We start from the raw sequence: 11321 nt of genomic DNA on the forward strand, positions 1-11321 counted from the left end.
TTTACTGAGAAGGATAAGGTCATGCGCCATCGTAAGAGTGGTCGTCAACTGAACCGCAACAGCAGCCATCGCCAGGCCATGTTCCGTAACATGGCAGGCTCTCTGGTTCGTCATGAGATCATCAAGACGACCCTGCCGAAAGCGAAAGAGCTGCGTCGCGTAGTTGAGCCGCTGATTACTCTTGCCAAGACGGATAGCGTTGCTAATCGTCGTCTGGCATTCGCCCGCACTCGTGATAACGAGATCGTGGCAAAACTGTTTAACGAACTGGGCCCGCGTTTCGCGAGCCGTGCCGGTGGTTACACTCGTATTCTGAAGTGTGGCTTCCGTGCTGGTGACAACGCGCCGATGGCATACATCGAGCTGGTTGATCGCTCTGAATCGAAAGCAGAAGCTACTGCAGAGTAATCTGTAGTAACGTAAAGAAACCCGCTTCGGCGGGTTTTTTTATACCAGTCGTGTTACCTCTTCCCTACAATATATGTATCTTTTTTGTTCATTCCCTCGTGAGCCGTTATGTGGTTACTAGATCAGTGGGCAGAACGCCATATCCTTGATGCTCAGCAAAAAGGCGAATTTGATAATCTACCCGGTAGCGGTGAGCCGTTGTTGTTGGATGATGATTCTCATGTCCCCGAGGAGCTCCGCGCTGGGTATCGCTTGCTGAAAAATGCGGGCTGCCTGCCGCCAGAACTGGAATACCGTAAAGAAGCCGTGATGCTTGTTGATCTGCTCAATAGCGTGCAGCGTGATCATCCAGATTTCCAGCTATTGCATCGCCGTCTGTCATTACTGGAAATGAAGTTGCGGCAGGCTGGATTAAGCACCGATTTCCTGCGAGGCGATTATGCTGGCAAACTGCAGCAAAAAATGAATGAGGAGTAGTCATGTACCGCATTGGTGAAATAGCGAAACTTGCACAAGTCACGCCAGATACGATCCGTTATTACGAAAAACAGCAAATGATGGATCATGAGGTCAGAACGGAAGGCGGATTTCGTCTTTATACGGATAAGGATCTGCAACGGCTCAAATTCATTCGCCATGCCCGGCAATTAGGATTTACCCTCGATTCCATCCGCGAACTATTGTCGATCCGTATTGATCCGGAACACCATACCTGCCAGGAGTCGAAAAGTATTGTACAGGCTCGCCTGAACGAGGTTGAAGCTCGCATCGAAGAGTTACAGTCCATGCGTCGCTCGTTGCAAAAACTGAACGATGCATGTTGTGGTACAGCGCATAGCAGCGTTTATTGTTCTATTCTTGAGGCGCTTGAACAAGGCGCGAGTGGTAATCCAAATGCAACGGTCTGTTGATCTTCTGCGTCGAGAGATCTACACTCCTGCCGTTTTAATACACAATCTGGAGACATTATGAGCCGCTATCAGCATAAGAAAGGGCAGATCAACGATAACGCGATTGAAGCTTTGTTACATGATCCGTTATTTCGTCAACGTATTGAGAAGAATAAGAAAGGGAAAGGAAGTTATCTACGCAAAAACAAACACGCGAAAAAGGGCTTTCAGGAGGCCAGTGGCAAGCAAGCGAATCGCTTATTTACCACTGGCCTTCTTGCATTTGCTTAACTGCGATTATTTTGCTCTTTCAGCAAGTCGCGAATTTCACTCAGCAGCACTTCCTCTTTACTCGGTGCCGGTGGCGCTTTCGGTTCTTCTTCTTGCTTACGCTTCAGCTTATTGATCAGCTTAATCGCGATGAAGATCGCAAAAGCGACGATGATGAAGTCAAAGACGTTCTGAATAAACACGCCATAGTGCATGACAACAGCGGGAACGTCGCCTTGCGCACCGCGTAGCGTCCATGCAAACGATTTAAAATCTATACCGCCAATTAATAGCCCCAGCGGCGGCATAATGATATCGGCAACCAATGACGACACAATTTTGCCGAAAGCTGCACCGATGATGACACCAACTGCCAAATCCACTACATTTCCGCGCATCGCAAATTCACGGAACTCTTTCAAAATACTCATATCCCTTCTCCATGTGCAGACTGTCGGATTAAGTCTAACAAATTACCGATCAATTTCCATTTGGGCAGGGCGATTGTAATGATTTCTTAAACCCTGATAAAAGCGGGGAATAATATGCGGGCGCATATCATTGCGCCCGGGTTATTACAGGAAGAATGGACTTGGCTGGAATAAACGCTCGACGTCGGTAATATATTTTTTGTCCGTTAAAAACATAATCACATGATCGCCTTGCTCGATACGTAAATTATCATTGGCAATCATGACATCATTCCCACGTACTACAGCCCCGATGATTGTGCCGGGCGGCAATTTAATTTCATCAATAACGCGGCCGACAACGCGGGATGTCGTTTCGTCTCCGTGCGCAACCGCTTCAATTGCCTCTGCGACACCGCGACGTAACGATGAAACGCCAACGATGTCCGCTTTACGCACATGGCTAAGCAGAGCTGAAATAGTTGCCTGTTGCGGCGATATGGCAATATCGATCACACTGCCCTGAACCAAATCGACATAAGCGCGACGCTGAATGAGCACCATCACTTTCTTGGCGCCCATCCGTTTGGCCAGCATTGCAGACATAATGTTGGCTTCGTCGTCATTGGTAACAGCGATAAAGAGATCCACCTGATCGATGTGCTCTTCGGCAAGTAATTCTTGATCTGAGGCGTCGCCATAAAAAACGATCGTATTTTGCAGCTTCTCGGCCAACTCCGCAGCCCGTTGTTGATCGCGCTCGATCAACTTCACGCTGTAGTCTTTTTCCAACTGACGAGCCAGACCGGCGCCGATATTACCCCCGCCAACCAACATAATGCGTTTATACGGTTTTTCCAGCCGCTGAAGTTCACTCATAACGGCACGGATATGCTGCGATGCGGCAATAAAAAATACCTCATCGCCTGCTTCAACAATCGTTGATCCTTGCGGGCGAATAGGTCTGTCGTGGCGGAAAATAGCCGCAACGCGCGTATCGATATGCGGCATATGCTCACGCATGGTTGATAACGCATTTCCAACCAACGGGCCACCATAATACGCTTTCACCACTGCCAGACTGACTTTACCTTCAGCGAAATTCACGACCTGCAATGCGCCGGGATATTCAATGAGGCGGTAGATACTGTCGATAACCAATTGCTCTGGCGCGATCAGATGATCGATGGGAACGGCTTCTGAGTGAAAAAGCTTATCCGCGTCGCGAACGTAATCGGGCGAGCGGATGCGGGCGATACGGTTCGGGGTGTTAAACAGCGAATAAGCGACCTGGCAGGCAACCATATTGGTTTCATCTGAGCTGGTCACCGCAACCAGCATATCGGCATCGTCAGCGCCGGCTTCGCGTAGCACGCGGGGATGAGAACCGTGGCCTTGTACGACGCGGAGATCAAATTTGTCCTGCAAACTACGCAGACGGTCGCCATTGGTATCAACAACGGTAATATCGTTATTCTCTCCGACCAGGTTCTCTGCCAGCGTTCCACCAACCTGCCCTGCACCCAGAATAATTATTTTCATCTGTTGTGACCCGTTGTTCTCATCACTGTTTGATTATCTTAGCGTAAAAGAAACCATCGCCTTCTTCCGCACCAGGCTGCTTCTGCAACCCAGGGTTTTCCGGCGTCCCTGTTTCGCTCAACTGCGCATCAGTTGTGCGTTTGAGAAAGGCGGCGACCTGCTGACTGTTCTCTTCTGGCAAGATAGAGCATGTTGCATACACCAGCGTACCGCCTGGTTTCAAATGCGGCCAGATAGCGTCCAGAATTTCAGACTGTAACTGCGCTAACTCTGGAATATCGCGATCGCGACGCAGCCATTTGATATCTGGATGGCGTCGAATAACACCCGTCGCTGAGCAAGGCGCATCCAGCAGGATACGATCGAACTGTTCATCACCACACCACTGCTCCGGGAAACGCCCATCACCCTGTTTTACCTGCGCTTTCATGCCCAGCCGTTTCAGGTTGTCGTAAACACGCGACAAGCGCTGGTCGTCGATATCTACCGCCAACACGCTGGCCTCTGGAGCGGCCTCGAGAATATGAGTGGTTTTGCCACCGGGGGCTGCACACAGATCGAGAATGTATTCACCGTTTTTCGGCGTAAGAAAAGCAATGCAACCCTGAGCAGAAGCATCCTGTACGGTAACCCAACCCTCGGCAAAACCCGGCAGAGCAGTGACGGGTGCCGGGCTCGCCAGGCGCACCGCATCGGGATAATCCGGATGCGGGAATCCTTGCAACCCGGTCTCTTCCAGCAATGTTAACCAGCTATCGCGTGAGTTATGCTGACGATTCACACGCAGCCACATCGGCGGTCGCTGATTGCTGGCTTCGACAATATGTTGCCATTGGAGTGGATAGGCTTTTTGCACACGGTTTAACAGCCATTTTGGGAACAGAAAATGATTTTCGCTTTGGGCGAACTCTGCCAGTAATTCTTCCTGTTGGCGCTGGAACTGACGCAATACGCCGTTAATCAAGCCCTTAAGCTGCGGGCGCTTAATGACCACCGCGCCTTCCACGGTTTCTGCCAGCGCAGCATGCGCAGGGATGCGCGTATGCAAAAGCTGATAAAAACCAACCATGATCAGATAGTGCACCGTGCGCTGTTTGCCCGTCATCGGGCGTGACATCAATTTATTGATGAGCCAATCGAGCTGTGGCAATACGCGCAAAACACCAAAGCACAGCTCTTGCAGCAGCGCTTTATCTTTGTCGGAAACTTTTTGTTGCAACGGCGGCAGGATATTGCTGAGCGATTGCCCTTGTTCTATGACCTGCTCAACTGCCTGCGCAGCCATGCTGCGTAAATTTATTTGTTTTTTCATTGTGATAAAAATAAAAATGCCCGGCAAGCCGGGCTAAAAATACTCTCAGGCCAGATGGTTGCCAGGGACAAACCATTCCCGCCGCGAATTCAGCAGATCCTGCGCGCTCATGGCTTTCTTACCGGCAGGCTGCAGCGATTCAAGATTCAAGATTCCGTCAGCAGTTGCAACCTGAATACCCGCTTTCGATACTTCTACGATCGTGCCGGGTTTCTCTGTTGGCTTAGATGGAATAACCGACGCTTTCCAGACTTTCACCGGTTGCTCATCAACCGCAAACCAGCTCATTGGCCAGGGATTGAAAGCACGAATGCATCGTTCAAGCTGAGCGGCGCTGAGCGACCAGTCCAGGCGTGCTTCTTCTTTGCTGAGCTTCTCTGCGTAAGTGACCTGCGTTTCGTCTTGCACCTGCGGTTGTGCTGTGCCCTGAGCAAGCTGTTGCAACGTCGCAATTAACCCCTGCGGACCGAGTTCTGCCAGTTTGTCATACAGCGTGGCGCTGGTATCTTCATCGGTGATCGGGCAGGCGAGTTTAAACAGCATGTCGCCAGTATCCAGACCCACATCCATTTGCATGATAGTGACGCCCGTTTCCGCATCACCTGCCCATAGCGAGCGCTGAATAGGTGCCGCGCCGCGCCAGCGTGGTAGCAGTGAACCGTGAACATTAATGCAACCCAGGCGCGGCATGGCCAGCACTGCTTTTGGCAGGATCAGACCGTATGCCACCACCACCATCACATCGGCGTTAAGATTGGCAACCAATTGCTGGTTTTCCTCTGCACGTAACGATGCGGGTTGAAACACTGGCAGGCCTTTTTCTTCCGCCAGCACTTTTACTGGGCTTGGCATCAGTTTTTTACCGCGACCAGCAGGGCGGTCGGGCTGGGTAAAAACCCCTACAACTTGATGCTCAGAAGACAACAGCGCGTCAAGATGACGCGCTGCAAAATCCGGAGTGCCGGCGAAAATAATACGTAGAGAATCTGACACGTTTATCCTTTTCAGCCCGTTTTATGCGCGGGCGTTCATGCGATCCAGTTTTTCAACTTTCTGGCGAATGCGCTGACGTTTCATCGGCGACAGGTAATCAATAAACAGCTTGCCGACCAGATGATCCATCTCATGCTGAATGCAGATTGCCAGAAGACCGTCGGCTTCCAGTTCGAACATTTTTCCGTCACGATCCAGTGCGCGGATTTTTACTTTCTCTGCACGAGGCACCAGCGCACGTTGTTCCGGAATAGACAGGCAACCTTCTTCAATACCGGTTTCCCCGCTTTTTTCCAGCAGCTCAGGGTTAATCAACACGAGTTGCTCATCGCGATTTTCGGAAACGTCAATCACGATGATGCGCTGGTGAATATCAACCTGCGTTGCTGCCAGGCCAATACCTTCTTCTGCGTACATCGTTTCAAACATATCATCAACGATACGTTGAATGTCCGCATTCACTTCTTTTACCGGCTCGGCGACTTTGCGAAGGCGCTCGTCCGGAATATGTAACACATGCAAAACTGCCATAAATATCCAGAGTCGTGTTCAGGAGTTGATGAGAATATTACCTCTATTCTAGACAAATCCCCCCGCGATTGACAGCATCAGTGACCAATCGCAAGGATTGCTACAGCGGCTTATGGCAGGGGATAAAGGATGACGAGCACGGAGATTTGGCTGCGGTTGTTACAGGTGACCACACTGTGTGGCGATCAATGGCTGAATGCAGCGCGGTGGCTGGAACAAAACCAAAACGCATCCGTTGCTGAACTTCGACTCATCGGATTTACAGAAGCGCAGACGCAGCGCTTTTTCTCTCTTTCTGCATGTGAGCTTGAAAAGAGCCTTAACTGGCTCGCACAACCCGGTAATCATTTAATTGTTGCCAGCGATCCGGCGTATCCTGCTCCTTTACGCGCTATTACGGATTACCCCGGCGCCATTTTTGTCAAAGGCAATCCAGCGGTACTGGCAACACAACAACTGGCCGTTGTCGGGAGCCGCGCACATTCATGGTATGGCGAGCGGTGGGGGCGGATTTTTTGTGAAGCGCTTGCCCGTGCGGGGTTAACGATTACCAGTGGTATGGCGTTGGGGATCGATAGCGTGGCCCACCGGGCTGCTTTACAGGTTAATGGAAAAACCATTGGTGTACTGGGGAATGGTCTCTACAGCCTCTATCCGCGTAAGCATGCTTCGCTTGCTGCGGAATTAATTGAAAGCGGTGGTGCATTGGTATCCGAATTTCCCCTCGCCGCAACGCCGAAACCGGGTAATTTTCCGCGCCGCAACCGCATCATCAGTGGGCTCAGCCGTGGAGCACTGGTTGTAGAAGCTGCCTTGCGTAGTGGTTCGCTGGTGACCGCGCGGATTGCGCTAGAACAAGGCCGGGATGTTTTTGCATTACCCGGTCCTATTGGTAGCCCCGGCAGTGAAGGACCGCATTGGTTAATCAAGCAAGGGGCAATACCGGTAACATCGGCTGATGAGATCCTCGAAAATTTGCAATATGGGCTGAATTGGTTGTCTGACATACGCGAAAATGCAATTTATTCTCCAGATCAAGAAGAGGTGGCATTGCCATTTCCTGAGCTCCTGGCTAACGTAGGAGATGAGGTAACACCTGTTGACGTCGTCGCTGAACGTGCCGGCCAACCTGTGCCAGTCATCGCCGCTCAATTGCTTGAACTGGAGTTAGCAGGATGGATCGCAGCTGTACCCGGCGGCTATGTCCGATTGAGGAGGGCAAGCCATGTTCGACGTACTAATGTACTTGTTTGAGACTTACATCCATAACGAAGCGGAATTGCGTGTGGATCAGGACAAACTGGAACGGGATCTTACCGACGCCGGATTTGATCGTGAAGACATCTACAATGCACTTTTGTGGCTGGAAAAGCTGGCTGATTATCAGGAAGGCCTCGCCGAACCGATGCAGCTTGCTTCTGATCCGCTTTCTGTTCGTATTTATACGGCTGAAGAGTGTGAAAGGCTGGATGCCAGTTGCCGGGGATTCTTGTTATTCCTGGAGCAGATTCAGGTGCTAAACCTCGAAACGCGAGAAATGGTGATTGAACGGGTGCTGGCGCTGGATACGGCAGAGTTCGAGTTAGAAGATCTGAAATGGGTCATTCTGATGGTTCTCTTCAATATCCCTGGGTGTGAAAACGCCTACCAGCAAATGGAAGAATTACTCTTTGAAGCGAATGAAGGTATGCTGCACTAATCATTTTTGCAGCTTCAAGAGTCGTTATGGCCAAATCAGCACTCTTTTCGGTGCGTAACAACGAGCCCTGCCCACAATGCGGGGCTGAACTTGTTATTCGTTCCGGGAAACACGGTCCGTTTCTCGGATGTTCTCACTATCCGGAATGCGATTATGTTCGCCCGCTGAAAAGCCAGGCGGATGGACATATTGTTAAAGTTCTGGACGGGCAACAGTGCCCTGTGTGCGGAGCCGCGCTAGTGCTGCGTCAGGGACGCTTCGGGATGTTCATTGGGTGCAGCCAGTATCCTGAATGCGAACATACCGAGCTGATTGATAAGCCCGACGATACCGCAATCACTTGCCCACAGTGTCGAAGCGGACACCTTGTTCAACGCCGCTCCCGATATGGCAAAACCTTTTATTCCTGCGATCGTTACCCTGATTGCCAATTCGTTATTAATTTCAAACCGGTAGCGGGTGAATGTCTTATATGCCACTACCCGCTACTTATCGAGAAAAAAACCGCGCAAGGCATGAAACGCTTCTGCGCAAGTAAACAATGTGGACAGCCGGTAACGGCGGAACAAACTCGTGAAGAATAACCTGCCAACAGATCCTATCGCTGCGGCGGTAGAGATCCTGAATAAAGAACACGTCATCGCTTATCCAACAGAAGCTGTTTTCGGTGTCGGCTGCGACCCGGACAGCGAGATTGCTGTTCATCGCTTGCTTGAACTAAAACAACGCCCGGTTGATAAAGGCCTTATCCTTATTGCTGCCAGTTTTGAACAACTAAAACCTTATATTGATGACAGCATGCTGACCGACGAGCAGCGCCAGACGATTTTTGACTGCTGGCCCGGACCGGTAACGTTTGTCTTCCCGGCAAAACCGAACACGCCGCGCTGGCTAACTGGGCGCTTTGACTCGCTGGCCGTGCGCGTGACCGACCATCAAACGGTGATTGCGCTGTGTGAGGCTTACGGAAAACCGCTGGTATCAACGAGCGCTAATTTATCGGGCTTGCCGCCTTGCAGAACAGCGCAGGAAGTTATTGACCAATTTGGTCCAGACTTCCCGGTCGTTGATGCCCCGACCGGAGGCCGGCAAAATCCTTCTGAAATTCGTGACGCTCTTACCGGCGAGCTTTTTCGCCAGGGGTAACGGTATGGAATCCTACGCGGTCTTTGGCAACCCTATTGCTCACAGCAAGTCTCCGTTTATCCATCAGCAATTTGCTCAGCAACTGGGTATTGAACATTCTTATGGCCGAGTTCTGGCTCCGGTGGATGGTTTTGTGCAGACTCTGGATGCTTTTTTTACCGCTGGTGGAAAAGGCGCGAATGTTACCGTGCCTTTTAAAGAGGAAGCATTTGCTCGTGCGAACGAACTCACAGAACGTGCCGCGATGGCTGGGGCGGTAAACACGCTTAAACGCCTTGAAGATGGCCGTCTGCTGGGCGATAACACGGATGGGATTGGCTTGTTGAGCGATCTCGAACGCCTCTCTTTTATTCGCCCGGGGTTTCGCATTCTGCTTATCGGGGCGGGTGGGGCGGCGCGCGGCGTTATTCTTCCTTTACTGTCGCTGGATTGCGCCGTGACGGTCACCAACCGCACTTTTTCTAAGGCGCAAACGCTGGCTAAGCTCTTTGCTCACACCGGTAGCATTGATGCTGTCGCTATGGATAATTTAGCGAGCCATGAGTTCGATTTGATTATTAACGCGACGTCCAGTGGTATAGGCGGGGAGATCCCCGCGTTACCGAATGCGCTTATCCATCCCGAGCTTTATTGCTATGACATGTTCTATCAGAAAGGAACGACGCCATTTCTGAGTTGGTGTGAAAATTCAGGTGCGAAAAAATGTGCGGATGGTTTAGGCATGCTGGTCGGGCAGGCAGCGCACGCGGTTTTGCTATGGCATGGTGTATTGCCAGATGTTGAACCAGTCATCAACCTGCTGAAACAGGAACTGGCAAAATGAATCAGGCCATTCAGTTTCCGGATCGCGAAGAGTGGGATGACGCGGCTGGTGCGGTCTGTTTTCCTGCGTTGGTTAATGGTATGCAAATTACGTGTGCCATTAAAGGAGAGATACTGGCAAAGCGCTTTGGTGGTGAAACATCGGAACACTACCTGGCGGTATTTCGTGAACATCGTTGGGATCTGGAAGAGGAGGCGGAACAGTTGATCCGCCAGCAAGAAGAGGATGATCAGGGAATAGTCTGGTTATCTTGATCCAGATATTCATCTTTCCATTGCACGTAATTTTGGGCTGAGTATTTCAACCCTTCAAGCTCCGCTTCCGTCAGGGGGCGGAGCTGTTTTATCGGGCTGCCCAGATAAAGGTAGCCACTTTCCAGACGTTTATTTTGGGGAACCAGGCTTCCTGCGCCGATCATCACATCATCTTCAACAATAGCCCCGTCGAGTAAGATCGATCCCATGCCGACAAGTACACGGTTACCAATAACGCAGCCATGCAACATCACTTTATGCCCAACAGTAACATCTTCGCCAATGAGCAGCGGATCGCCTTCAGGGTTATAAGATGATTTGTGCGTGACATGGAGAACGCTGCCATCTTGAATGTTGCTACGTGCGCCAATCTCAACGTAATTCACATCACCGCGAATCACGACTAATGGCCAGATACCCACATCGTCAGCAATTCTGACGTCACCAATCACCACGCTGGTGGCGTCAATCATTACCCGCTGACCTATTTGGGGCCGCAGATCCTTATAAGGACGTAAAACGGTAGACATAATGACCTCTTCAAAAACAGACCGGGATAATGACTTTGATCGCAAGAAAGGCCTTCTGCAACCCTTTTACGCACCATTATTTGAGCAGATCGTACGGGATCACAGCGAAAAGAATGAAAAAACAGCAGTCAGAAAAAAAGATCGCAAAAAGACTTGTGCAAAAAATTGGGATCCCTATAATGCGCCTCCGTTGACCCGACAACGTGAATCACTTCACGAGATAGTCGGGGAAACGAAAGAGAAAAAATCCTGAAAATCAGGGTTGACTCTGAAAGAGGAAAGCGTAATATACGCCACCTCGCGACAGAGCGCTGAAGCGCGTCGCACCTGCTCTTTAACAATTTATCAGACAATCTGTGTGGGCACTCAGGGTGACTGGATTCTTGAACGTCGCAAGACGAAAAATGAATACCAAGTCTCAGTGAGTGAACACGTAATTCATTACGAAGTTCTTTTCTTTAGAAATAAAGAAACATCGAGCATCAAACTTTTAAATTGAAGAGTTTGATCATG

General features: G+C 50.5%; 17 protein-coding genes. 11 read left to right on the top strand and 6 right to left on the bottom strand.

Annotated features, from left to right (window positions below; all coding sequences use genetic code 11):
- Window positions 1–21 precede the first annotated feature (21 nt).
- The 4 genes from rplQ (at window position 22) to BN2591_RS01820 (ending at window position 1589) form a co-directional block, all read left to right on the top strand.
- Window positions 22–408, top strand: a complete 387-nt coding sequence (rplQ, locus tag BN2591_RS01805; RefSeq protein ID WP_015960703.1) for a 50S ribosomal protein L17 — start codon at window positions 22–24, stop codon at window positions 406–408.
- 108 nt (window positions 409–516) lie between these two features.
- Window positions 517–885: a DnaJ family domain-containing protein gene (locus tag BN2591_RS01810; RefSeq protein WP_086868539.1), complete on the top strand. Its 369-nt coding sequence runs from the start codon at window positions 517–519 to the stop codon at window positions 883–885.
- A gap of 2 nt (window positions 886–887) precedes the next feature.
- Window positions 888–1319: a Zn(2+)-responsive transcriptional regulator gene (gene zntR / locus BN2591_RS01815; protein WP_086868541.1), complete on the top strand. Its 432-nt coding sequence runs from the start codon at window positions 888–890 to the stop codon at window positions 1317–1319.
- Between the two features lie 57 nt (window positions 1320–1376).
- Window positions 1377–1589 (top strand): alternative ribosome-rescue factor A, encoded by a 213-nt coding sequence (locus tag BN2591_RS01820; RefSeq protein ID WP_086868543.1) that lies wholly within the window; start codon window positions 1377–1379, stop codon window positions 1587–1589.
- Here BN2591_RS01820 and mscL read toward each other — a convergent pair.
- The 5 genes from mscL to def form a co-directional block, all read right to left on the bottom strand.
- A complete protein-coding gene (gene mscL / locus BN2591_RS01825) occupies window positions 1586–1999 on the bottom strand; it encodes a large-conductance mechanosensitive channel protein MscL (protein ID WP_086868546.1) in 414 nt (137 codons plus the stop codon). The two genes, BN2591_RS01820 and mscL, sit on opposite strands and share 4 nt — an antisense overlap.
- 144 nt (window positions 2000–2143) lie before the next feature.
- Entirely contained in the window at window positions 2144–3520 is a 1377-nt protein-coding gene (gene trkA, locus BN2591_RS01830) for a Trk system potassium transporter TrkA (RefSeq protein WP_007369830.1), read from the bottom strand.
- Between the two features lie 22 nt (window positions 3521–3542).
- Window positions 3543–4832 carry a 16S rRNA (cytosine(967)-C(5))-methyltransferase RsmB gene (gene rsmB, locus BN2591_RS01835; protein ID WP_086868562.1) on the bottom strand — a complete coding sequence of 430 codons (1290 nt, stop codon included), beginning with the start codon at window positions 4830–4832 and terminating at the stop codon, window positions 3543–3545.
- 45 nt (window positions 4833–4877) lie between these two features.
- Window positions 4878–5825 carry a methionyl-tRNA formyltransferase gene (gene fmt, locus BN2591_RS01840; RefSeq protein ID WP_086868548.1) on the bottom strand — a complete coding sequence of 316 codons (948 nt, stop codon included), beginning with the start codon at window positions 5823–5825 and terminating at the stop codon, window positions 4878–4880.
- A gap of 21 nt (window positions 5826–5846) precedes the next feature.
- On the bottom strand, window positions 5847–6356 hold the full coding sequence (gene def, locus BN2591_RS01845) for a peptide deformylase (protein WP_086868551.1): 510 nt from the start codon (window positions 6354–6356) through the stop codon (window positions 5847–5849).
- A 129-nt stretch (window positions 6357–6485) separates the two neighbouring features.
- On the opposite strand from def, the gene dprA reads away from it, so the two are divergent.
- From dprA to BN2591_RS01875, 6 genes are read left to right on the top strand one after another with little or no spacing between them, the layout of a single operon-like run.
- Entirely contained in the window at window positions 6486–7610 is a 1125-nt protein-coding gene (gene dprA, locus BN2591_RS01850; protein ID WP_086868553.1) for a DNA-protecting protein DprA, read from the top strand.
- The gene (gene smg / locus BN2591_RS01855; RefSeq protein ID WP_017460081.1) at window positions 7582–8055 is read left to right on the top strand and encodes a DUF494 family protein Smg; all 474 of its coding nucleotides are present in this window, start codon (window positions 7582–7584) and stop codon (window positions 8053–8055) included. The genes dprA and smg overlap by 29 nt, the downstream gene beginning before the upstream one ends.
- 26 nt (window positions 8056–8081) lie before the next feature.
- A complete protein-coding gene (locus tag BN2591_RS01860) occupies window positions 8082–8639 on the top strand; it encodes a DNA topoisomerase family protein (protein ID WP_086868555.1) in 558 nt (185 codons plus the stop codon).
- A complete protein-coding gene (gene tsaC / locus BN2591_RS01865; protein ID WP_086868557.1) occupies window positions 8629–9201 on the top strand; it encodes an L-threonylcarbamoyladenylate synthase type 1 TsaC in 573 nt (190 codons plus the stop codon). Before BN2591_RS01860 ends, tsaC begins: the two co-directional genes overlap by 11 nt.
- A 4-nt stretch (window positions 9202–9205) precedes the next feature.
- On the top strand, window positions 9206–10024 hold the full coding sequence (gene aroE / locus BN2591_RS01870) for a shikimate dehydrogenase (protein ID WP_086868559.1): 819 nt from the start codon (window positions 9206–9208) through the stop codon (window positions 10022–10024).
- The gene (locus BN2591_RS01875) at window positions 10021–10278 is read left to right on the top strand and encodes a DUF1488 family protein (protein WP_065369492.1); all 258 of its coding nucleotides are present in this window, start codon (window positions 10021–10023) and stop codon (window positions 10276–10278) included. The genes aroE and BN2591_RS01875 overlap by 4 nt, the downstream gene beginning before the upstream one ends.
- On the opposite strand, the gene BN2591_RS01880 is transcribed toward BN2591_RS01875, so the two are convergent.
- Complete coding sequence (locus BN2591_RS01880) at window positions 10254–10808, bottom strand: gamma carbonic anhydrase family protein (RefSeq protein WP_143468228.1); 555 nt, start codon at window positions 10806–10808, stop codon at window positions 10254–10256. The two genes, BN2591_RS01875 and BN2591_RS01880, sit on opposite strands and share 25 nt — an antisense overlap.
- Before the next feature lies 1 nt (window position 10809).
- On the opposite strand from BN2591_RS01880, the gene BN2591_RS24185 reads away from it, so the two are divergent.
- Complete coding sequence (locus BN2591_RS24185; RefSeq protein WP_143468229.1) at window positions 10810–11061, top strand: hypothetical protein; 252 nt, start codon at window positions 10810–10812, stop codon at window positions 11059–11061.
- The last annotated feature ends 260 nt before the right edge of the window (window positions 11062–11321 follow it).

Origin of the sequence: Kosakonia pseudosacchari (genome assembly GCF_900184035.1) — a bacterium.
Taxonomy (GTDB): domain Bacteria; phylum Pseudomonadota; class Gammaproteobacteria; order Enterobacterales; family Enterobacteriaceae; genus Kosakonia; species Kosakonia pseudosacchari.